Here is a 22,173-nt window from a genome sequence, read left to right on the forward strand (position 1 = left end):
GACAGCTCAGTGCCGGCCCGGCAGCCCGGGAAGCACCTCGGTCGCGACCTCGGCGAGCACCGCCTCGTCCCCGGCGTACCAGCTCGACTCGCGCGGCCAGTGCACGACCACGTCGGTGAAGCCCAGTTCGGCGGCCCGCCCGACGGCGTCGGTGAACTGGCCGACGCTGGACAGCGAGAAGACCGGCGCCGAGTCCAGCGACAGGTAGCGGTCCAGGGTGCCCGGGTCGCGGCCGGCGGCGGCCAGCACCTCGTCCATCCGGGCGGAGAGGTCGGCGACCGACCGCCACCACGCGGAGACGTCGTCGCCGTCCCGGAGACCGGTGGTCACCCAGCCCTGACCGTACCGGGCGGCGAGCCGCAACGAGCGCGGCCCGTTCGCGGCCACGACGAACGGCACCCGGGGTGTCTGGACGCAGCCCGGGTTGCTCCGCGCGTCGACCGCCGCGTAGTAGTCGCCGCGCCAGCTCACCCCGTCTTCCCGGAGCAGCAGGTCGAGCAGTTCGGTGAACTCGGCGAACCGGTCCACCCGGTGCCGGGGGGAGAGGGTCTCACCACCGAGCACGGCCGAGTCGAACCCGATGCCGCCGGCGCCGAGCCCGAGCAGTAGCCGGCCGTCGCTGACGTCGTCCAGCGCGGTGACCTGACGGGTGAACTGCACCGGGTGCCGGAAGTTCGGCGAGGCGACCAGGGTGCCCAGCCGGATCCGGGAGGTGACCATCGCGGCCGAGGTCAACGTGCCCATCGCGTCGAACCACGGCCCGTCGACCAGATCCCGCCAACCCAGGTGGTCGTAGGTCCAGGCGTGGTCGAAGCCCCACTCCTCGGCCTGCCGCCAGCGGCGCTCGGCGGCGGACCACCGCTGGTCGGGAAGGATGACGATGCCCACGCGCATGACCTGGAGCATAGGGGTCGGCGGAACGCGCCCGTCACCCGAACCGGTGACGGGCGAACGCTCTCAGCCACCTCACAGCTACGGTGCATAGGGTCACCGCGTGGCGTGCCGATCCATCGTGGAAGATCCGCGCCCGACACCCACGGCACAAATCAGCCGTAAATCAGGAGTATCTCTATGGTCTTCAAGAAGATGTTGAGCGCCCTCGGCGTCGGCGGTCCGAGCGTGGACACCGTGCTGACCAACCCCAACACCCGGCCCGGCCTGGTGCTCGACGGGCAGGTCAACCTGCGGGGCGGAGAGTCCGCGGCCGACATCGAGCAGGTCACCGTCGCGCTGGTCACCCGGGTCGAGATGGAGGCCGGCGACAGCGAGTACGCCGGCACCATGGAGTTCTACCGGCTGCCGGTGAGCGGTGCGATGCGCCTCGAGGCCAAGCAGGAACTCGCCATCCCGTTCCAGGTGCCGGTGCCCTGGGAGACCCCGATCACCGACGTCTACGGTCAGCGCCTGCGCGGCATGACCATGGGTCTGCGTACCGAGCTGGCGATCGCCCGGGCGGTCGACAAGGGCGACCTGGACGCGGTCGCCGTGCACCCGCTGCCGGTACACGAGAAGATCCTGGAGGCGTTCGCCCAGCTCGGCTTCCAGTTCAAGAGCGCCGACCTGGAGCGCGGGCACATCTACGGCGTGCAGCAGACGCTGCCGTTCTACCAGGAGATCGAGTTCTACGCCGCCCCGCAGTACGCGCACGCCATCCGCGAGGTCGAGCTGACCTTCGTGACCAACCAGCACGGCGTGGACGTGATCATCGAGTGCGACAAGCGCGGCGGGATGTTCAGCGGCGGGCACGACACCGTCGGCCGGTACACGGCGGAGCACGCGGGTGTCGACCAGGTCGACTGGCGCCAGCGGGTCGAGGGCTGGCTGGCGCAGACGGTGGAGAGCTACGGCCGGCACGGCGGGATGGGCCACCAGTACGGACACCCCGGCAAGCAGGGGCACCACGGCGGGCACGGCGGGCACGGAATGGGCGGCGTCGTCGCCGGTGCCGCGCTCGGGCTGGCCGGGGGCATGATCGCCGGCGAGATGCTGGATGACGCCTTCGAAGGCGACTTCGGCGACGAGTGATCCGACCCCGGGCGGCGTAAGCCGCCCCGGGCGACGCGACGACGAAAGGGCCGCGGTCCCCGCCGAATCCGGCGGGGACCGCGACCCCCCGTGGCAAAGTCGCCACTGCTCGGGACACTCCGGCTACGCCCTGCGGTTCCGGGGACGTGGCCGTCCGGCCGACCGTCGCCCTATCGCTGCGGCGTCCGGAGCGTCGTCACCGTCGGCCGTGCCGCCAAGAACTCGCGAGCTTGGCCAGACCACGGCTACCCAGGTAGGCGATGGTCATCAGGGTGATGAAGAACCAGGCCTGCTGTGCCCGGAACGGGTCCACGCCGGACGCGTCCGTGCCGACCAGGTCCGCGGCCAGCAACGTGAAGCCGACCGCCGCCAGATAGATGTAGAACTCGGTACTCAACCAGGCGGGCTTGGTCTCGTTACCAGGATTCCGCCGTACCGGCTCGTCCATCCGGCGCTGCATCTCCGCCAGGGTCTGCTGTATCTGCTGGTTGGAGATGTTCTGGGCACCCATCTCCCGGGTCGGTGCCGACTGCATGTCCGTCACCTGCTGGCCCATCGGCTGCCTGGACGGGGTCTGCGTGCTCATCTTTCCTCCTCGGATTCGATGAGATCTCTTCCGACCGCCCCCGGTCACGGCACCGCCGCGCCGGTGGCACCCGCTGGCTACCCGACCGGGTCTGCCACAAACAGCCGCTGACCAGCCGACTCCCGGTCCGGCAGCGGTCGGGGCGGCGAACAGGTGTTTGCCGACCCGGGCACCGGGGACACCCCGGACAACGACAACTCGGCGAGGTGGTGGACGTGCGCGGCGAGGACGAACGGCGGGAATCGGCACGGCGGAGCGTCGACCGGATCGGGCGCGGCAAGTACGCCCCGGGTGCCATGGAGGAGGTCACCCTGCCGGTCGACGAGGGCCGGGAGGCGCACGAACGCGACATCGAGGACCCGGCGGACCGGGCGCGTGATCCGGACGTACTGCGTGACGGCGGGCCGGCCCGGAACCGAGGGGTGAGCACCACGACCGGAACCGAGCGTCGGGCGGGGCCGGCGAACGTACGCCGCCAACCCCGCCGACCGGGCGGAAAGGTGGCTCCCACCACCACCGGGGACGCCACCACCGGCGGGATCAACCCGTCGGCGGCCGGGTCGACCAGCGACGCCTCCGGCCAGTCGCGGCAGATCGGCAACTTCACCGACAAATGACCCACCGGCCGCGCCGTGCTCAACCGACCCGGAGGATGCCCAACCGCTGGGTGGCCCGGGTGAGCGCCACGTAGAGGTCGCTGCGCCCACGCGGAGACTCGGCGACGATTCGGTCCGGATCGACCACCAGCACCGAGTCGAACTCCAGCCCCTTGGCCTGGGCGACGGTCAGCAGCACGACCCGGCTGGTCAACTCGGGATCGTCGCCGAGCGCCACCTCGGGCTCGGCCTCGGTGGCCGCCCGGCCCAGTTCGTCGACCAGCCCGGCCGGCACGATCACGCCGACCCGGCCCGCGCCGACGCCGGCCGCCTCGGCCCGGATCGCCTCGACCAGCCGCCCGGCCAGTTCGGCGCCGCCGACCCGGGCGTCCCACGGCTGCTCTCCGGTGTCGCGTACGGCGCGGGGCGGGGTGAGCATCGGGTCGATCTCGGCCAGCACCTTGGCGGCGACCGCCAGGATCTCCGACGGCGTACGGTAGCTGACCGTCAGCTCCTCCAGCCGCCACCGTTCGCCGACGTATGGCTCCAGCACCGGCCACCACGACGACGCGCCGGCCAGCGCCCCGGTCTGCGCCACGTCGCCGACCAGCGTCATCGAGCGGCTCGGGCAGCGGCGCATCAGTACCCGCCAGGCCATCGGGGACAGTTCCTGCGCCTCGTCCACGATCACGTGCCCGAAGGCCCAGCTCCGGTCGGCCGCCGCCCGCTCGGCGGTGGTGAGCTGTTCCCCGTCGACCTGCCGCTCGGCCAGCCGGTCGGCGACGAGCAGGTCGGTGATGTCCAGCATGCCGTCCTCGGCGTCGGCCTCGTCCTCGAAGTCGATCGACTTGGAGCCGGCGGCGATTTCGAGGACGCCCTCGGCGTACTCGATCTCGGCCTGGCGCTGCCGCGCGGCCCGGGCCTGCGCCGCCCGGTCGTCCTGACCGAGCAGCTCCGCCGCCTCGTCCAGCAGCGGTACGTCGGCCGGGCTCCAGCCACCCCACGGCTCGCGGCGCAGCGCGGCCCGGTCCTCCTCGCCGAGCCCGGCCGCCGCGACCGCGAGCCGCTCCTCGGAGGCGAACAGCCCGGCCACCACCTGCTGCGGGGTGAGTACCGGCCAGAGCCAGTCCAGCACCGCCTGCACCTCCGGCTCGCCGCGCAGCTCGCGCCGGAACTCGGCCAGGTCCGCCTCGTCGAGCAGGTTCTCCCCGCCGAGCGGGTCGGCGCCGATCCGCTCGGCGAGCTGGTCGGCGAGAGCGTGGATGATCTCGATGTCGAAGAGCGGCCGGGCCAGGTTGTGCGGCCGGCCGGTGCGGCGGACCCGGTCCCGGGCGGTGGCGACGGTGGCCGGGTCGAGCACCAGGCTGTCCCGCTCGATGTTGATCTCGATCGGCTCGTCCGGTACCCGCTCCCGGTCCCGGATGGCGGCGGCCAGCACCTCGACCATGTCGAGCCGGCCCTTGAGTTCGGCGACCTCGGCCGACTCGGCCCGGGTCGCGGTGATCCCGGGAAAGAGTTCGCCGACGGTACGCAGCAGCACGCCGGTCTCCGCGAGCGTCGGCAGCACCTGCGAGATGTAGCGCAGGAAGGTGGCGTTCGGGCCGACCAGCAGCACACCCCGGGTGGAGAGGATCTGCCGGTGCGTGTAGAGCAGGTACGCGGCCCGGTGCAGCGCCACGGCGGTCTTCCCGGTGCCGGGGCCGCCCTGCACGACGAGTACCCCGTTCAGGTCGGCCCGGATCACCCGGTCCTGCTCGGCCTGGATGGTCCGGACGATGTCCGTCATCCGGCCGGTACGGCTGGCGGTCACCGCCGCCAGCAACGCCGCCTCGCCGGTCAGTCCGCCGCTGGCGCCGCCGGTGCCGGCCCGGCCCGCCTCGGCGAGGTCGAGCACCTCGTCGTCGAGGCCGACCACCTCGCGGTCCCGGGTCCGGATGTGTCGCCGCCGGCGTACCCCGTCGGGGGCGGCGGCGGTGGCGAGGTAGAACGGCCGGGCGGCCGGGGCCCGCCAATCCAGCAGCACCGGTTCGTGGTCGCCGGCAGTGTCGAAGATGCCGATCCGGCCGACGTACCGGCGGGCGCCGTCGGCCAGGTCCAGCCGGCCGAAGCAGAGGCCCTGTTCCACCGCGCCGAGTCGCTCGATGTGGTCGGTGTACATCCGTACGGTTCCGTCGCGCTGTGAGCGTTCCTGCTGGGTGCCGCCGACATTGCGCAGCGCGGCACGCAGCCGTCGGTCGGTGTGGGTACGCAGTTCGTCGAGGCGCCCGTAGAGCATGGTGACGTACCGCTGCTCGTCCACGATGTCGTCCGCCGTGGGGCCCGTGGGCCGGGGTTGTCCGGCCGGCACCGGACCGTCGGTACCGGAGGGTGCGGCATGCCGGATCGGTTCGTCGACCGGCTCGGCGAGCCGCTGGTCGGGCGAAACACCGGATTGCTTTGACAAACCGTCTCTCCATCGTTTAGACTTTGCCGAGAACGGCATTCTGCCGTTCTTTTTTATTGCCGAACTGAGAAACGATAGCGCGTTTTCCTGCCCGCAGCCATCAGCCGCCCGGCCCGCCGCGAATGTCGATTTCGACGGACCGCCGGACGTGGGCCGGGGACCCTGCCCGAGGAGATCGCGGGTAGACCGCCCTGCCCACAGAGATCGGGGGCAGAGCACCCTGCCCACCGAGATCGCGGGCGGACTAGCTGGTCACGTCCCGACCGCCGAACCGGGCCCAGGCCGCGGAGAGGAACACCACCGCGTAGCCGGCCGCCGAGAGCAGGCCGGGGCGGAGCGCGTCGAACGCGACCGGATCGCGGAGCAGTTCGACGAACGCCTGCCAGTGGTGGGTCAGCAGATACGGGTGCAGCCAGTCGAGCTGCGGAATGCTGTCCAGTACGAAACTGGTCACCGCGAGCATCGTGGTCGCGATGGTCGCACCCATCGGCTGCTCGGTCAGGGTGGAGACGAACAGCCCGACCGCACCCAGCGCGCAGAGCCCGACCGTCAGATAGGCACAGACGCCGAGCAGCCGGAGCAGTCCTTCGGCCAGGCTCACCTGGACGCCGGAGAGCAGCGTCACCGGCCCACCGCCGAACAGCGCCAGTCCGGCGAGCAGGCCGATCGCCGCGACCAGCAGGGTCACCGTGGCCACGAAGACGACGATTGCGGCGTACTTGACGGCCAGCAGCCGGGTACGCCCGACCGGCACCGTCAACAGGTAGCGCAGGGTGCCGGAGTTCGCCTCACCGGCGATGCTGTCCCCGGCGATCGCCGCCACCGCGATCGGCAGGAACAGGCCCAGTTCCGCGCCGAGGGCGGCCAGCGCCACGAAGAACCCGTTGCCGCTGATCGCCGAGAAGAACCCCGGATCGCGGCCGGCCTCCGTCGGCCCGTCGGTGACCCGCAGCGCGACAGCGATGATCACCGGTACGGCGGCCAGCGCCGCCATCCCGGCCTGGTTGCGCCGTCGGCCGAAGACCAGTCGCAACTCCGAGCGGAAGAACCGGGCCCTGCCGGTGCGGCCGGACCGCCAGCCCCGCCGCCGGACCGTCCCGGGCGACACCGTCCCACCCGGGAAGGCGCCGCTCGCCACGGCACTGCTCGCCACGGCACCGCTCGCCGTGGCGCCGGTTGCCGGGGAACTGCCTGGCGGGACGTCGGCCGGCGAGTCAACCGCTGACATCGAAGCCCTCCCCGGTCAGCGAGACGAACAGTTCCTCCAGGTCGGGGGCGTCCACCGCGAAGCCGCGTACCGGCACGGCGGCGTGCACCAGGGCGGCCACCACCTTCTCCGGCGGCACCGCCCCGAGTGCCGCGCTCGCCTCCCCGGAGGACTCCGCGACCTCGGCAAGGCCCAGCTCGCGCAGTACCTGGGCGGCCATCGCCGGCCGGCCGGTGCTCACCCGGGCCCGGGGTGCCGCCGCCGCCCGCAGCTCGGCCAGTGACGCCTGGGCGACCAGCCGGCCCCGGTGCATCACGCCCACGTCGGTGCAGACCTGCTCCACCTCGGCCAGCAGGTGGGTGGAGAGCAGCACCGTCACGCCCTCGGCGGCGAGCGCGCCGACCAGTGCCCGCACCTCCCGGGTGCCCTGCGGGTCCAGCCCGTTCGTCGGCTCGTCCAGGATCAGCAGGTCCCGGGGGACCAGCAGCGCGGCGGCCAGCGCCAGCCGCTGACGCATGCCGAGCGAGTACGCCCGGTACCGCTTGCCGGCCGCCGCCGTCAGCCCGACCCGGTCCAGTGCCGCACCGATCCGGGCCGCCGAACTGCGCGGGTCGGCGGTACGGTCCGCCGCGTCCAGCCGGCGCAGGTTGTCCGCCCCCGACAGGTACGGGTGGAAGGCGGGTCCCTCCACCAGTGCCCCGATCCGGGGCAGCACCTCCGCCGCCCCGTCCGGCATCGCTCGACCGAGCAGCGCGTGCCCGCCCGACGTCGGCCGGACCAGGCCGAGCAGCATCCGGATCGTGGTGGTCTTGCCGGAACCGTTCGGGCCGAGGAAGCCGTACACCGCGCCACGCGGAACCGCCAGGTCGACGGCGTCCACCGCGACCTGGCGGCCGAACCGCTTGCTCAGCCCCGTGCTCCGCACCGCTACCTCCGGCACCGGGCGGGTCCTCCGCTCGCGCTACCCGGCACGCCGGGCGAGGGCTCCGGCCGGTGGCCGGTCATCTGGTGCTCTGCGCGACTTCGTAGAGCCGTTCCGGCGTCACCGCGCCGACCAGCACCCGGCCGTCGTCGGTGAGCAGGGCGGTGAAGAGCTTGCCGGTGACGATCCGGCCGGTGCCCCACGCGCCGTTCACCTCGGGCAGGCCGCCGAGCACGCTCCGCAGCAGCGCGGCCTCCGCCCCGTCGGTCTCCGCGACCTTGGCGACCTCGGCGAGCTGGGGCACCTCGGCGACCAGTACGCTCGTCCAGCCCTTGCCGACCACCGTCGGCCGCTCGACCTCGGCCGGCAGCGCCATCGGCTTGCCGTCCGGCCGCGCCCCCTCGGTGACCACGGTGCCCGGCGGCGGGTTGAAGACGAACTGCGCCGGGTCCGGGCGCTCGAAGTCGATCTGGGTGAACGCCACCTCGAAGGCCGGCTTGCTGGTGCCCTGCGGCACGACCTGGAAACGCAGCGGTACGTGCTCGGCGGCGTCGATCGCGATCGTGATCTGGCCCACCAGCGACGTCGCGTCCCGGGGTTCGAGGACCAGTTCGTACGCGTCCCGGCCGGCGATCGAGGCGGACCGCCCGACGCTGACCCGGGTACTCGGATCGACCGCCGCCAACGCCTGCTCGGCGGCCTCCTGCGGAGTGGTCGGCAGGTGACCGGGCCGGCCCGTCGGCTGGCCGTCCAGCGTGCTGTGCTCGGCCTTGTTGGCCTGGCTGTCCCAGATCCAGACGTCCTTGCCGTTGCGGATCACGTCGGTCTCGCCGAGGGTGCCGAGCAGGGCGACCCGGGTCTTGTCCGGGCCGGCGTGCCAGACCCGCAGCGTGTGCGTACCGGAGACCAGCGAGGTCAGTTCGGCGCTGCCCCGGCCACCGATGCCGGGCAGGCTGGGCAGCCCGAGGTCGGCGCGTTTGATCACGGTGCCGGAGAGGCCGTCCAGCCGGGCGGTCTGCAGGTCGACGAGGAGCTGTGCGGCACTCCGCTCGGGCAGGTTCGGCTCGGCGGCCGAGGCGAACGTGCCGACCGCCGCACCTCCGCCGAGGATCGCCAGGGCCGCACCGGTCGGGACCAGCCACCGCAACGCGGGCCGGGTCTGGAAAACAGACATGTTCGTACCTCCTGTGCTCCATCCTGCGCCTCCGGCACTGTGAAACCACTGAGAACCGCTGTGGCCTCACTCAGCCGGGTCTGGTTGCCCCGCCCCGGGGATGGCACGCTTGTCCGGTGCGCTTGCTGGTGGTAGAGGACGAGGCCCGACTGGCCACGGCGTTGCAGCGCGGCCTCCAGGCCGAGGGGTTCGTGGTCGACGTGGCCGGTACCGGGCCGGAGGGGCTCGACCTGGCCCGGCACGGCGGGTACGACGCGATGATCCTGGACGTGATGCTGCCGGGGCTCTCCGGCTACCGGGTGGTACGCCAGTTGCGGGCCGAGAAGCACTGGCTGCCCGTGCTCATGCTCTCCGCCAAGGACGGCGAGTACGACCAGGCCGACGGGCTGGACTGCGGCGCGGACGACTACCTGACCAAGCCCTTCTCGTACGTGGTGCTGCTGGCCCGGCTGCGCGCCCTGCTGCGCCGGGGTGCGCCGCGCCGTCCGGTGGTGCTGGTCGCCGGTGACCTGAGCCTCGACCCGGCCCGCCGTCGGGTGACCCGGGACGGCGTCGAGGTCGAACTCACCGCCCGGGAGTACGCGTTACTCGAATACCTGCTCCGCCGGGCCGGCGAGGTGGTCTCCAAGACGGAGCTGCTCGACCACGTCTGGGACGCCAGTCTGCGTACCGCCCCGAACGCTGTAGAGGTCTACGTCGGCTACCTGCGCCGCAAGATCGGTCGGGACCGGCTGGAGACGATCCGGGGAGCCGGCTACCGGCTGGTGACATGACCCCGCCGGACCGAGGTCACCAGATGGTCGTGCCGGCCGGGGCGCGGTGCCGGGCGATCCGACGGGCGGCGGTGACCGGGGCATCGCGCTCTCCGACGGGTACCCGACGGGCGGCGGCACGATGGCCGACGCGGCCCGGATCCGGGAACTGGCCGGGGCGATGCCGACCCGGGCCCGAGCGATGACCCGGCTGCCGTTCCGGGAGCGTTTCGGCCGGCCCGGCTGGCGGCGACCCTGGCTGACGCTGAGCCTGCGGGCCCGGCTCACCATCATCAGCGCGGCCGGTCTGGCGGCCGGTCTCGCCGTCGGCGGGCTGGTGCTGATCGGCGCGCTCGGCTACGCGCTCCAGCGCACCGTGGACACCGAGGCGCTGAAGACCGCCGAGGCGGTGGCCCGGCTGGCCGGCCAGAACGCGCTGCCGGACCCGCTGCCGGTCGCCGGTGGCCAGGTACGGGTGCAGGTGCTCGACCGGCAGGGACGGATCAGGGCCGCCTCGATCGACGCCGACCGGCTGGTGCCGATGCTCTACCCCGACGAGCTGCGGCACTTCCACGCCGGTGAACGGGACCGGTTCTACCTGCCCGGCCGGCGCCTCGGCCTGGACGGCCCGATCCGGGTGGTCGCGGTGCCCGCCGGCCCGACCGCCGATCCGCAGACGGTACTGGTGGCCAAGTCCACCGCGGACGTACGGCACAGCGTGACCGTGGTCCGCACCATCCTGCTGATCAGTTTTCCGCTGCTGTTGGTCGCGTTGGCCGCCGTGGCGTGGCGGGTGATCGGCGCCACGCTGCGCCCGGTCGAGACGTTGCGGGCCGGCGCCGAGGAGATCACCGGCGGTGCCCGGCCGGGCAGGTTGCCGCTGCCCGCCTCGCACGACGAGATCCACCGGCTGGCGGTGACCCTGAACGGGATGCTGGGCCGGCTGGAGTCGGCCCGGGCCCGGCAACGCCTGTTCGTCGCCGACGCCGCACACGAACTGCGCAGCCCGCTGGCGAACATGCGTACCCAGCTCGAGGTGGCGCAGCGGCTCGGCCCGGCGACGGACTGGCCGGGGGTCGCCGACGACCTGCTCGCCGACACCCAGCGGCTCAGCCGGCTCGTCGACGACCTGCTGCTGCTCGCCCGGTTCGACGAGGCGGGTGCCCGACCGTCCCGGGCCGCCGGACCGGTCGAACTGGGGGAGCTGCTGGCCGAGGTCGCCGAGCGGTACCCGGCGCCGCCGCTGCGGGTGGTCGCGCCGAGGTTCCCGCTCTGGGTGGTGGCCGAGCCGGACGCACTGGCCCGGATCCTGGCCAACCTGCTGGACAACGCGGTCCGGCACACGACCAGCGAGGTGGTGCTGGAGGCCGGCCCCGGCGGCTGGACCGGTCCGGCGTACCACCTGGTGACCGTCACCGACGACGGGCCCGGCATCCCGGCCGGGGACCGGGACCGGGTCTTCGACCGGTTCACCCGGCTTGATGACGCGCGGGCCCGGGACGCGGGCGGCGCCGGCCTCGGCCTGGCCATCGTCCGCGAGCTGGTACGCCGCCAGGGCGGCACGGTGACCCTCGGCGACGCCGCACCCGGACTACGGGTCGAGGTGCGCGTGCCGGTCGCCGAACGTCCCGCCCCGGACGGCGACGCCGACCCGCCCCCGCCGCGACCGGATTCGGTCGTCGGAGTTCAGCGGGCGGCCGGGGAACCGCCGGGCCGGTCGGTGCAGACCGGTTCGGCCTCGCCGACCACGCTCTCCGAGTAGACGACCGCGACGGAGAAGCAGTAGTCGCCCCGAGCGTCCAGGCCGTAGACGACGTAGCCGGTCGACCCTGCCGGCAGTTCCTGGAACGGCCGGAGTTCCTGGCCGGCGCGCCCGCCGGCGAGTACCACCGGTCCCTTGGCGCCGTTGGGATAGCTCCAGCCCAGGGTCACGCTGCTCCGGTTGTCGGCCAGGGTGACCGAGCCGGGTGGGGTGCCGGGGGCGGCCGGCGGCGGTGTGCCCGGTGGTGCGGCCGGAGCGGTGGTCGCCACACCGGGTGCCGGCGGTGCCGGATCGTCGCCGCCGGCCAGCCCGAACCCGACCACCACGGCGACCGTGCCGAGCAGCACCAGCACCGCCAGGCCGGCGACGACGGTCGTCGGCATCCGACGGACCGTGGCCGGGGGCCGGTGAACCCGGACCGGCAACCGGGACGAGCGCCGCTCGGGCAGGTTCCCGACCTGTCGTACCCCGTCGGGCTCGCCGAGGTCGACGGCGCCGCTGCCCGGCGGTTCCGGGTACGGCCGTTCGGCGACCGCCGCCGACCCGGATCGGTGCTCCGGCTGCCACCGGTCGGTGGGGGCCGGCGCACGATGCGGACCGTCGGCCAGGTCGTCGTCGCCGTCCGGGGTGCGTCGGGCCACGTCCGGCGGCCACCAGCCGTGCTCCGGGTCGCCGTCCATCCCGCCGGCCAGTGCGGCGCCGGTCCCGTTGGGGGCGAAGCCCGACCCGGCCCGGTCGGTCGCCGTCCGGGGTGGTGGCACCACCGTCCCGGCCGTCGGCGGGGTGGCCCACCGGGGCGGCGGCTCGACGAGTGGTGCGGGTGGCAACCGGGGCGGCGGCACCGTCGGGCCCGCCGGTGCGGTCCCGGTGGACCGGGGCGGGATCGGCGGCGGAAACCGCAGTGGCGGCAGCTCGTCGCGCGGCGGCAGTTCGGCGTCCGGCGGATGGTCCCCGTCGGACGGAGGCCCGGCCGCCGCCGTCGCCCCATTCCGGTACGGCCGGTCGAGATGCCGGGGCTCCCCGCCGAACGGCGTGGCTGCTGACGGTTGTCCGGGCTGCCACTCCGGATGTCCCGGCTCCCCGCCGAACGGCGTGGCCGCCGACGGTTGTCCGGGCTGCCACTCCGGATGTCCCGGCTCCCCGCCGAACGGCGTGGCCGCCGACGGTTGTCCGGGCTGCCACGTCGGCGCGTCGTGATGTGGCGGTGCTGCGGCGTGCTGCGGTGGTGGCGTCCCGTGCTCCGGCGACGGCGCGGCGTGCTGCGGTGGTGGCTCGGCGTGCCGTGCCGGTGTCCCGTGCTGTGCTGGCGGTGCCGCGTGCTGTGGCGGTGTCCCGTGCTGCGGTGGTGTCGGCGACCACTGTGCCGCGTGCTGCCCATGACCGCCGTGCGGTGGATGGTCGGGCTCCGGCCCGGCGTCGGCGCAGACGTGGTCGGGATCGGCCGCCGCCCGGGCGAGCGCCCCGACCTGGGTCGCCAGCGGATGGTCGGCCGGCAGGTGCTCCCGGCACAGCTCGCGGGCCAGGGCGAGATGCTCGTGCGCCTGGTTGAAGAACCCGCAGTCGCGCTGCATGGCACCGAGCCGGGCGAGCATCCGGATCCCGCCCGGGTGCCCGTCGCCGTACACCTCCCGGTGCAGCTCCCAGGCGTCCTCCAACCGGTTCCGGGCCAGCGTGCACTCGCCCTGGGCGTACTCCACGGTGGCCAGGTCGGCGTGCGCCGCGAGTACCCGCAACGACTCCGGTCCGTCGTTCGCGGTGAGTTCGATGATCACGTCCCGGTACAGCCGGGCGGCCCGGGAATGGCTGCCCACCCGGTGCAGTACGGCGGCGAGGGTGGCCGCGGTGGCCACGGTCCGCTGGTCGGCGGCGCCGTACAGCCGGGTGCTCGCGGAGTACGCGAACGCGGCCCAGCCCCGGGCGGCGTGCGCGTCGCCGAGCGCGACGAGTACCCGGGCCTGGAGGCCGGCCGCCTCGGCCAACTCGGCGGAGGCGTGCCCGGGACTCGGGTCGGCGGCGTCGAGCGGCGGGCCGAGCAGATTCCGGGCCCCGGTCAGGTCACCGGCTGCCACGAGCGCGTTCGCCTGCTGGGTGAGTTCACCGAAGCCGGAAGCCACGCCCCATCGTGCTTGTCCGGCGACGTTCAGTACAAGAGGGCAGGTGGGGCAGTTTGCTCCGCATCTCGGGCAGCCCGGGGTGCGGGCTACCGTGGAGAGATGGCGATCCACCGGCTCAACCACGCCGTACTCTTCGTCCGCGACCTCGGCCGCAGCGTCGCGTTCTACCGTGACGTGCTCGGCTTCCGGCCGGTTCCGATGACCCCCGAGGGCTTCGACGGCGCCGTCTTCCTCCAGGCACCCGGCTCCACCAACGACCACGACCTCGGCCTCTTCGAGGTCGGTGCCGCCGCCGGGCCGTCCGGCGCCGGTCGGACCACGGTCGGGCTCTACCACCTGGCCTGGGAGGTGGACACCCTCGACGAGCTGGCGGTGCTCGCCGGCCGGCTTTCCGAGGCGGGCGCACTGGCCGGCAGCTCCGACCACGGCAGCACCAAGAGCCTCTACGGCAAGGACCCGGACGGGCTGGAGTTCGAGGTGGTGTGGCTGGTCCCGGCCGACCGGCTCGACGAGCAGACCCTGGCCGCGCGCCGCCGGATCTCGCGGCTCGACCTCGACGCGGAGAAGCGACGGTACGGCGGCCAGACCCGTGGCGGCGTCGGCGTCTCCGTCCCGTCCTGACCCGCCGACCTGTACCGGCCGGCTCCTGGCCCGTTGACCGTGGAGCGGCCGGCGGCGGTGCGGCGGGACGGCCGCCGAGATGACAGGGGCGGGTCGGGCAGGGTAGAACCGCTGCATGTCCACCGACCCGATCGGCGTAGTCAAACGGGAACTGCTGGTACGCCAGCTCGACTCCTGGACGCCGGCCGCGCTGCACCGGTCCCGCCGGGTCACCTTCGCGCAGGCGTACGCCGGGGCGGACGGCGGTGTCGCGGACGCCGCGTTGCGGGTCTTCGCCGAGTTCGCCGACCTGCTGCGTGGGCGCCGGACGACCGCACTGACGATCGGCCCCGCCGACGACCACGACCTGTCGGCGCGGCACGCGGCGGCCCAGTCGGAGCTGCCCGACGGGCTGACCGCGCACCTGGTGCCGGGCGGCGTCGAACGGCTGCCGGTGGGGCTGAAGGCGGCCGGTGCGGCCGGCGCGCCGCTGCTCGTGTACCTGGACGGCACCGGCGGTCCGGGACCGGCGCCCGAGATCCTCGCCGCAGTGGCCGGTGGTCGCCCCGCCGAACTGCTGCTGGTGCTCGATCCGCCGGTCTGGTCCGGCGCGGACCACCGACGGCTGCTCACCGAGGCCGGGCTGCCACTGGTGACCGAGGTGGAGTTGGTTGCCGAGACGCCGGCCCGCTCCGAGGTGCTGGTCTTCGGCACCGCCGCCGGCAAGCGGCTGGACGCCTTCAAGAACGCCCTGTGGGCGGTGGACGAGTACGCCGGGGTGCGCTACCGGGACCCCGCCGATCCGGAGGGGCACCTGCTGGACATCTCGCTGGCGCCACATCCGGGGCCGCTGCGCCGGGAACTGCTGACCCGGCTGGCGACCGTCGGTGCCGCGTCAGTCACCGAACTGCGGCAGTTCACCGCCGAGCGGACGGTCTACCGGCCGGCCGACACCAACCGGGTGCTGCTGGCGTTGCTGGCCGCCGGGCTGGTACGCCGGGAGCCCGAGGCGGGCCGGCTGGCCGGCGACGTCACCATCACCACCGCCCCCACACCCTGATCCCGGATCAGCCCGAGTACGCAACAGGGACGCCGACGGCCCCGCCGGCATCCCTGTCCCGCCATCTCCGTCCGCCTACCGGCGTGCCTTGTCCTGCTTCCAGGACAGCGGGCCGGGCAGGTCGACCCGGTGCGCGCGGGCCCGGGAGTTCCACGACCAGCGTCCGATCTTGATACTCCACGAGGAGAAACCGTTCTCGGTGAAGTTGAGGATCAGCGGACCGAACTTCTTACGCTTACGGAACATCAGTCCCACGGCCATGCTCCCTTCGAGACAGTTGCTTTCTTCCGGGGGTGGCCGTGAAGTTCCCCGTACGGATGTTCGGCAAACGTGTGTCGGTACCGGTTCGGAAATCCGACGGTCCGCAGCGGACGGTCCGGGGTGGCCGGTCGCGGGGCGGGAGGTCAGCGCGGCTGCCAGGCGTCCGGTCGGGTGGTCAGCTTCCGTACGTGCGCCGGCATCCGGCCGCTGATCAGTTCGGCGAGACTCACCTCGTCGACCACGTCCCGTACCGCCGCGCGGACGGCCACCCAGAGCCGGGGCAGGTTCTCGGCCGCGCCGTCGTACCGGGTCTGCTCGGGGCGCAGCCCGCGGATCCCGGCGAGCGGGCCGTCCACGGCGCGCAGGATCATGCCCACCGTCACCTCACGGGGCGAGCGGGCCAGCGTGTAACCGCCCTCCGCGCCACGCTGGGCCTTGACGATCCCGGCCCGGCGCAGGTCGGCCAGGACCGCCTCGAGGAACTTCCGGGGCAGGTCCTGCTCTGCCGAGAGCGCCTGGGCGGACATCAGCGCCGGGTACGTCGCCGCGAGACTGAGCCCGGCCCGTACCGCGTAGTCGCCTCGCGCGGAGATCTGCACGGCACCATCATCCATGGTCGGGCTGGTCGGCCGGGGCGGCGGGGCCGGCGGCGCGCCGGGGTGGGGCCGGTCAGCCCGGGACGGCGGGGGGCGAGCCGGCCAGCGCGGCGCGGAAGGCGCCGGGACTGTGCCCGACCTCCCGCTGGAAGAACCGGCCGAAGTTGGTCGGCTCCGGGAAGCCGAGCCGCCGGCCGACGTCGGCCACCGACAGGTCGGTCGCGGCCAGCAGCCGGCGGGCCTCCAGCGCCACCCGCTCGTCGATCACCTGTTTCGCGCTGCGCCCGGTGGCGGCCAGGCAGGCCCGGGTCAGGGTACGGACCGAGCAGTCCAGCCGGCCGGCGTAGTCCTCGACCCGCCGGGTCTGCCCGTACGAGCGCTCGACCTCGTGCCGCAGCCGCCAGAAAGTGCCGGTCGGGTCCACCCCGTCCAGGGCGGAACCCGTCGGCCCCCTGCCGTCCCGCGTCGACGGGGGCGGCTCCGCACCGGCCGGCGACCGGCCCGACGGAGGCACACCGGACGACAGCACACCCGGCGGCAGCACACCGGACGGCAGTACGCCGGGATCGGCCGGATCGCGGGGCAGTAGGGCCAGCCGCAGCAGCAGGACGGCGAGCTGGTGCCGCAACAGGTCGGCGGCGAGCCGGTCGCCCCGGTGCCGCTGGCAGTCCACCACCAGTTGGCTGACCTCGCTGATCACCGCGTCCTCGTCCTCACCGGCGAGTTGCCAGTGACCGGCGGCGAACGCGGGCGCGACCGGCAGAACGCCGAGATCCCGCATGGTCTCCGGGGTCCACCAGACCATGATCGCGTCGAGCCCGGCCTGCCCGCCGTGCCGGACCACCTGACCGGGCTGCACCCAGAGCAGTGACCCCGGCCGGCACGGGTACGTCCGGAAGTCGACCTCCTGGGTGCCGTGTCCGACCGTGACCAGGATGAGCAGATGCCGATCGACCAGCAGCGGTCCCCGGCGGGCCGGCTCGAGGACGTAGTCGCGCAGGGTGAGGGTGCGAATGCCGGCCCAGCCGGGCTGGGCCGGCACCTCTCCCGGGTTGCCGGGGAACTGACCGAATCGGACCATCACCTGCGACGTTAGCCGCCGACGGCCCGGCGCGCACCCCTCGCCCGGCCCACCCGCGCCGCCGACCGCGCCGAGGATCGCCCCGCCTGGTGGCGGCCGCCGTGCCGAGCTGGTGCGGCACCGGGGTCGGACGGTCAGACATCGACGCCTGACGTTGACCGTAAGGTCGGCCGATCGGTAGCCTGACCCCGGTCCGGGCCAAGACCAACCGCGCGCGGGAGCAGCGACGGGTGCACGCGAGACACCGACCCGCCACGTCCGCCCATCGGGCTGGACCCCTGGAGAGTTCCGGAGATCCCGCATGCGTCGCAGATCCGTCCTGTCCATCGCCACCAGCACCCTGCTCGTCGCCACGGGTGCGGCGGTCGTCGCCGCCCCGCCCGCCGCGCTCGCCGAACCCGGGCCGGCGCTGGAGGTGAACGTCGCCGCCGACCGGCACCCGATCAGCCCGCACATCTACGGCATGAACTTCACCGACGAGGCCCTGGCGGAGGAACTGGCCCTGCCGGTACGCCGCTGGGGCGGCAACGCCACCACCCGCTACCACTACCGCTACGACACCACCAACCGCGCCTCGGACTGGTTCTTCGAGAACATCGCCGAGGAGAACGCGGATCCGGCGGCGCTGCCGGACGGTTCGTCCACCGACCGGTTCGTCGAGCAGGACCGGCGTACCGGCACCGACAGTGTGCTGACGGTGCCGTTGATCGGGTGGGCGCCGAAGGCCCGGGACGGCTCGTGCGGCTTCTCGGTCGCCAAGTACGGCCCGCAGCAGCGTACCGACGAGTGGCGGCCCGACTGCGGCAACGGCGTACGGCCGGACGGCACGCTCGTGACCGGCAACGACCCGCACGACACCAGTGTGGAGGCCGGCCCGGAGTACGTCCGGGAGTGGCTCCGCCACCTGACCGGCAAGTACGGCACCGCGGCCGAGGGCGGGGTGAAGTTCTACAACCTGGACAACGAGCCGGACATCTGGCACTCCACCCACCGGGACGTGCACCCGACCGGCGCCAGTTCGGCGGAACTGCGCGACCAGGCGTACGCGATCGGCGCGGCGGTCAAGGAGGTCGACCCGACGGCGGCGACGCTCGGCCCGGTCGGCTGGGGCTGGACGTCCTGGGATCACTCCGGACTCGACCAGGAGGAGTGCGGGCGTACCGGGTGCTGGGCGAACCCGCCGGACCGGCCGAACCGGAACGGGCTGCCGTTCGCCACCTGGTACCTCCAGCAGATGCGCGACTACGAGGCACGGCACGGGCAGCGGGTGCTCGACTACTTCGACATGCACTTCTACCCGCAGGCCGCCGGGGTGGCGTTCGGCAACGGCAACGACCCGGCCACCAACGCGCTGCGGCTGCGCTCGACCCGGGCGCTCTGGGACCCGACGTACACCGACGAGAGCTGGATCAACACCCAGGTGCGGCTGGTGCCCCGGATGAAGGAACTGGTGGCGGCGAACTATCCGGGGACGAGGACGGCCATCACCGAGTACAACTGGGGGGCGCTGGACCACGTCAACGGCGCGCTGGCCCAGGCGGACGTACTCGGGATCTTCGGTCGGGAGGGGTTGGACCTGGCGACCCTCTGGGCGCCGCCGGCCGCGAGCCAGCCGGGCGCGTACGCCTTCCGGATGTACCGCAACTACGACGGTGCCGGCGGCCGGTTCGGCGACCTCGGGGTCCGGGCGACCTCCGCCGACTCCGAACAGCTCTCGGTGTACGCCGCCGAGCGCGGCTCGGACGGTGCGTTGACCGTGATGGTGGTGAACAAGAGCGGTGTCGAACGGACCAGTTCGCTGTCGCTGCGCGGCCGGACCGCGCCGTCCACCCAGGTCTACCGCTACGGTGCCGGCAACCTCGGCGCGATCGTCCGCGAGGCCGACCAGCGGATTCTGGTGCCGCCGCCGGTGGCCGGCGCACCGAACGGCATCCTGTCGCACACCTTCCCGGCCGACTCGGTGACCCTCTTCGTGATCGGCGGGCCGAGCACCCCGCCGCCGCTGTCGGTGCTGCACCGCAACCTGGACCGGTGGCCGACGGACGGCCAGATCCGGCCGGCGGTCGACGTCGACAACCCCGGTCGGGTGCCGGTCGACCTGTCCCGGGTGACGCTGCGCTACTGGTTCAGCCGGGACGGCGGCCGTGGTGCCGTGCAGGCGGCCTGCGTACAGGCCGCGATCGGGTGCGCCAACGTCACGCAGTCGCTGGTCACGCTGCCCAGGCCCCGGCGCGGGGCGGACGGATATCTGGAACTCGGGTTCGCCCGGGGCGCCGGGGTGCTGCCGGCGGCCGGCCGGACCGGTCCGATCGAGGTGCGGTTGACCAAGGCGGACGGGTCCCGGTTCGTCGAGACCGACGACCACAGTTGGCGGGCGGCCCGGCCTGACTACGAGGCCAGCACCCGGATAACCGTCTACCTGGACGGCGTACGCATCGCCGGGACCGAACCGTAGCGGTGCAGACGACTCTGTCCGGGGAGTGTGCCGGGAACCCGGCCGCGTCGAAGTCGATGGTGCCGCGATCCGGCCGGGAGTTGTCCGGTCGGGGCGGTCAGGATTAAGTTACCGAGCAGTACCCGGACTTTCGGCCGGCCGGCATCTCGCGGTGCCGGCCGGCCCACGATCGGTTGAAGAGGTGTGCATGCCAGGTCTGTTCTCGGTGCAGGACAAGGCGGTGCTGGTCACCGGCGGCACCCGGGGGATCGGTCTGATGATCGCCAGGGGATTCGTCGAGGCCGGCGCTCAGGTGATCATCTCGTCCCGCAAGGCGGACGTCTGCGCCGAGGTCGCCGAGCAGCTCTCCGAGTACGGCCGGTGCGTGGCGATCCCGGCGGACATCTCCAGCACGGCCGGGGCGGGTCGGCTCGCCGAACAGGTCTTGTCCCGGGTGCCGGCGCTGGACGTACTGGTCAACAACGCCGGTGCGACCTGGGGAGCCCCGCTGGAGGCGTACCCGGAGAGTGCCTTCGACAAGCTCTGGGCGGTCAACGTCAAGGCGGTCTTCCAGTTGACCACCGCCCTGCTGCCCGCGCTGCGCGCCTCGGCCAGCGCCGACGACCCGGCCCGGGTGATCAACATCGGCTCGATCGACGGCATCCGGGTGCCCTGGATGGAGGTGTACGCCTACTCGGCCACCAAGGCCGCCGTACACATGCTGACCCGGAGCCTGGCCCACCAGCTCGCCCCGGAGCACATCACGGTGAACGCGATCGCCCCTGGCCCGTTCGAGAGCAAGATGATGGCGTTCGCGCTGGACGACCCGGCGACCCGGGCGACGATCGAGCACCAGGTGCCGCTCGGCCGGATCGGCCGGCCCGACGACATGGCCGGGGCGGCGATCTACCTCGCCTCGCGGGCCGGGGCATACCTCACCGGAGCGGTCATTCCGGTCGACGGCGGCATCACCACGCACGGCTGACCGGACGGGCCGTCAACGCCCGGTCCCGTCCGCCGGTGTCCACCCGACCGTCTCTCGGCGCCCACCCTGCCCGGTCCGTCGGTCTCCGCCCGACCCTTTGTCGGAGCCGGCCCTGACTCGTCCGGAGCCGGCCTGACCGTGCAGACGCCGCGCGGACCTCGGCAGGGTCCGCGCGGCGGCGATTGCGTTCCAACGGTGTGACGTGCCCGCGAGGCCGTCGCGGGGAACGGTCAGCGACCGGCCAGCAGTCGGTTGACCGCGGTGTCGACGTCGAGGTGGTCCCCTTCCCGGCCTCGGGGCACCACCACGTACGTCCGGCGCAGGAACCTGACCAGGACGCTACGTGGCACCTCGAACAGTGCGTTACCGTCCGGTGATGAGAGCGCGAGCGCGACGAAGTCGCCCCGAGGTGTGGCCCAGGGCCAGACCCGGACGTCGCCGATCCCGGCCGGCTCATCGAGGCCGGTGACGAGCAGCTCCCGCGCGAAGGACCAGCTCACCGCTTCGCCTCCGGCGGATTCCGCGTGGAACAGGACATGGACCGCATACGGGTCGGCTGGGTCGTAGCGCAGACTGGCACGCACGGGCAGAGCCGTGGCGTCAGGTGCAACGAGCCTTAACGACGTCTCGACCTCGACCGTGGTCGGTCGGATGACACTCATGGACGTTCTCCCCCCGGCACCGCTGCGGGACGTATGTGTCCCGCCTTTCCCATCCTCAGGTGCTACTTCATGGTTACGCTCCGCCATACGCTGATATCACCCAGTAGTGGGAAGAGGCTTCCTAGCCACCGATCGAAATCGAATCTTTATGTAGGATGTCCAGTTCTGCCCAGGTACTCGATCCCACCCGACGCCGGATGGTTCAGTCGTCGACTCACTCCGGTAACGTCCAGTCGTCCTGTTGAGTGACGGGCCGGGCCACACTGGGGGTTGAAATGGCTACGAATCCATCCTCAATGGAGAAAGCAGCTCTGTCCGGGGCGTCGAGGGTGAACGGGGCCGGCGCCGGGGTCCGCTCCGGCGTCACGGGGGCGGTCGAAGAGCGGAGGTACGACGTGCCGGAGGACGAGCGCGTTTCATCGGGGGACCGGGCCGGACCTGCGAGGGGATCCCCTTCGGGCATCGGCGACGAGATTCCGCTCGACCCGTTCGTGACGCAGAACCGGCGGCAGCGCGCCCGCCGCACGCTGGAGATCATCCGGGCCAACCCGACCGGCCGGATCGCGCTGAAGGTGTTCGTGGCGGTCGCCGGTGCGATCGTCGTCACACTCGGACTCGCGTTGATTCCGCTGCCCGGGCCGGGCTGGCTGATCGTCATCGGCGGACTGGGCATCTGGGCGGTGGAGTTCCACTGGGCCAAACGGCTGCTCACCTTCACCCGACGGCACGTACAGAGCTGGGCGCGTTGGGTACGTGAACAGTCCCTGTTGGTCCGGATAGTCATCGGTTCGGTCGGCCTGGTGTTCGTGGCGGCGGTGGTCTGGCTGTCGGTACGGGCCAGCCTGGGGATCGACCTCATCGCCCGATTCATGCACTACATCGCGACGCACTGACCCCGGAGATGCGCGGGCTC

General features: G+C 73.0%; 19 protein-coding genes and 1 pseudogene. 9 read left to right on the plus strand and 11 right to left on the minus strand.

Annotation, left to right across the window (positions count from 1 at the left end; translation table 11 throughout):
• Window positions 1-6: 6 nt before the first annotated feature.
• Window positions 7-894, minus strand: a complete 888-nt coding sequence (locus tag Pen02_RS32435; RefSeq protein ID WP_203869966.1) for an LLM class flavin-dependent oxidoreductase — start codon at window positions 892-894, stop codon at window positions 7-9.
• 177 nt (window positions 895-1,071) lie between these two features.
• Between Pen02_RS32435 and Pen02_RS32440 the strand changes: the two genes are divergently transcribed.
• Window positions 1,072-2,025: a sporulation protein gene (locus Pen02_RS32440; RefSeq protein WP_203869967.1), complete on the plus strand. Its 954-nt coding sequence runs from the start codon at window positions 1,072-1,074 to the stop codon at window positions 2,023-2,025.
• A 196-nt stretch (window positions 2,026-2,221) separates the two neighbouring features.
• On the opposite strand, the gene Pen02_RS32445 is transcribed toward Pen02_RS32440, so the two are convergent.
• Window positions 2,222-2,611, minus strand: coding sequence for a hypothetical protein (locus Pen02_RS32445; protein WP_203869968.1), 390 nt, complete (start codon window positions 2,609-2,611; stop codon window positions 2,222-2,224).
• Window positions 2,612-2,826: 215 nt separating this feature from the next.
• Between Pen02_RS32445 and Pen02_RS32450 the strand changes: the two genes are divergently transcribed.
• Window positions 2,827-3,228 (plus strand): hypothetical protein, encoded by a 402-nt coding sequence (locus tag Pen02_RS32450; RefSeq protein ID WP_203869969.1) that lies wholly within the window; start codon window positions 2,827-2,829, stop codon window positions 3,226-3,228.
• Between the two features lie 19 nt (window positions 3,229-3,247).
• On the opposite strand, the gene Pen02_RS32455 is transcribed toward Pen02_RS32450, so the two are convergent.
• The 4 genes from Pen02_RS32455 to Pen02_RS32470 form a co-directional block, all read right to left on the minus strand.
• The gene (locus Pen02_RS32455; protein WP_504739749.1) at window positions 3,248-5,689 is read right to left on the minus strand and encodes a HelD family protein; all 2,442 of its coding nucleotides are present in this window, start codon (window positions 5,687-5,689) and stop codon (window positions 3,248-3,250) included.
• Window positions 5,690-5,894: 205 nt separating this feature from the next.
• Window positions 5,895-6,878: an ABC transporter permease gene (locus Pen02_RS32460; RefSeq protein ID WP_203869970.1), complete on the minus strand. Its 984-nt coding sequence runs from the start codon at window positions 6,876-6,878 to the stop codon at window positions 5,895-5,897.
• The gene (locus Pen02_RS32465) at window positions 6,865-7,797 is read right to left on the minus strand and encodes an ABC transporter ATP-binding protein (RefSeq protein ID WP_203869971.1); all 933 of its coding nucleotides are present in this window, start codon (window positions 7,795-7,797) and stop codon (window positions 6,865-6,867) included. Before Pen02_RS32465 ends, Pen02_RS32460 begins: the two co-directional genes overlap by 14 nt.
• Before the next feature lie 61 nt (window positions 7,798-7,858).
• A complete protein-coding gene (locus tag Pen02_RS32470; RefSeq protein ID WP_203869972.1) occupies window positions 7,859-8,953 on the minus strand; it encodes a LolA family protein in 1,095 nt (364 codons plus the stop codon).
• 116 nt (window positions 8,954-9,069) lie between these two features.
• On the opposite strand from Pen02_RS32470, the gene Pen02_RS32475 reads away from it, so the two are divergent.
• Window positions 9,070-9,726 carry a response regulator transcription factor gene (locus tag Pen02_RS32475; RefSeq protein ID WP_203869973.1) on the plus strand — a complete coding sequence of 219 codons (657 nt, stop codon included), beginning with the start codon at window positions 9,070-9,072 and terminating at the stop codon, window positions 9,724-9,726.
• A gap of 181 nt (window positions 9,727-9,907) precedes the next feature.
• Window positions 9,908-11,467: a sensor histidine kinase gene (locus tag Pen02_RS32480; protein WP_203870127.1), complete on the plus strand. Its 1,560-nt coding sequence runs from the start codon at window positions 9,908-9,910 to the stop codon at window positions 11,465-11,467.
• Window positions 11,468-12,860: 1,393 nt separating this feature from the next.
• On the opposite strand, the pseudogene Pen02_RS43260 reads toward Pen02_RS32480, so the two are convergent.
• A pseudogene (locus Pen02_RS43260) lies at window positions 12,861-13,581 on the minus strand (tetratricopeptide repeat protein); the annotation flags it as partial.
• Between the two features lie 99 nt (window positions 13,582-13,680).
• On the opposite strand from Pen02_RS43260, the gene Pen02_RS32490 reads away from it, so the two are divergent.
• Window positions 13,681-14,202 carry a VOC family protein gene (locus Pen02_RS32490; RefSeq protein WP_203869975.1) on the plus strand — a complete coding sequence of 174 codons (522 nt, stop codon included), beginning with the start codon at window positions 13,681-13,683 and terminating at the stop codon, window positions 14,200-14,202.
• A gap of 115 nt (window positions 14,203-14,317) precedes the next feature.
• Window positions 14,318-15,241 carry a hypothetical protein gene (locus Pen02_RS32495; RefSeq protein WP_203869976.1) on the plus strand — a complete coding sequence of 308 codons (924 nt, stop codon included), beginning with the start codon at window positions 14,318-14,320 and terminating at the stop codon, window positions 15,239-15,241.
• Window positions 15,242-15,316: 75 nt separating this feature from the next.
• Here the strand turns inward: Pen02_RS32495 and Pen02_RS32500 are convergent, their stop codons facing one another.
• From Pen02_RS32500 to Pen02_RS42165, 3 genes are all read right to left on the minus strand, one after another.
• Complete coding sequence (locus Pen02_RS32500) at window positions 15,317-15,496, minus strand: DUF4236 domain-containing protein (RefSeq protein WP_203869977.1); 180 nt, start codon at window positions 15,494-15,496, stop codon at window positions 15,317-15,319.
• Between the two features lie 149 nt (window positions 15,497-15,645).
• Entirely contained in the window at window positions 15,646-16,101 is a 456-nt protein-coding gene (locus Pen02_RS32505) for an RrF2 family transcriptional regulator (RefSeq protein WP_203869978.1), read from the minus strand.
• A 70-nt stretch (window positions 16,102-16,171) separates the two neighbouring features.
• Window positions 16,172-17,179 (minus strand): AraC family transcriptional regulator, encoded by a 1,008-nt coding sequence (locus Pen02_RS42165; RefSeq protein ID WP_239141667.1) that lies wholly within the window; start codon window positions 17,177-17,179, stop codon window positions 16,172-16,174.
• Between the two features lie 301 nt (window positions 17,180-17,480).
• On the opposite strand from Pen02_RS42165, the gene Pen02_RS32520 reads away from it, so the two are divergent.
• The gene (locus Pen02_RS32520; protein ID WP_203869979.1) at window positions 17,481-19,634 is read left to right on the plus strand and encodes a glycoside hydrolase family 44 protein; all 2,154 of its coding nucleotides are present in this window, start codon (window positions 17,481-17,483) and stop codon (window positions 19,632-19,634) included.
• A gap of 187 nt (window positions 19,635-19,821) precedes the next feature.
• Entirely contained in the window at window positions 19,822-20,598 is a 777-nt protein-coding gene (locus Pen02_RS32525; protein ID WP_203869980.1) for a glucose 1-dehydrogenase, read from the plus strand.
• 230 nt (window positions 20,599-20,828) lie between these two features.
• Here the strand turns inward: Pen02_RS32525 and Pen02_RS32530 are convergent, their stop codons facing one another.
• Window positions 20,829-21,260, minus strand: coding sequence for an SsgA family sporulation/cell division regulator (locus tag Pen02_RS32530; RefSeq protein ID WP_101365276.1), 432 nt, complete (start codon window positions 21,258-21,260; stop codon window positions 20,829-20,831).
• A gap of 275 nt (window positions 21,261-21,535) precedes the next feature.
• Here Pen02_RS32530 and Pen02_RS32535 point away from each other — a divergent pair, with 275 nt between their 5' ends.
• Window positions 21,536-22,153, plus strand: a complete 618-nt coding sequence (locus Pen02_RS32535) for a TIGR02611 family protein (protein WP_372445717.1) — start codon at window positions 21,536-21,538, stop codon at window positions 22,151-22,153.
• The last annotated feature ends 20 nt before the right edge of the window (window positions 22,154-22,173 follow it).

The sequence above is a fragment of the Plantactinospora endophytica genome (genome assembly GCF_016862915.1).
Lineage (GTDB): Bacteria > Actinomycetota > Actinomycetes > Mycobacteriales > Micromonosporaceae > Plantactinospora > Plantactinospora endophytica.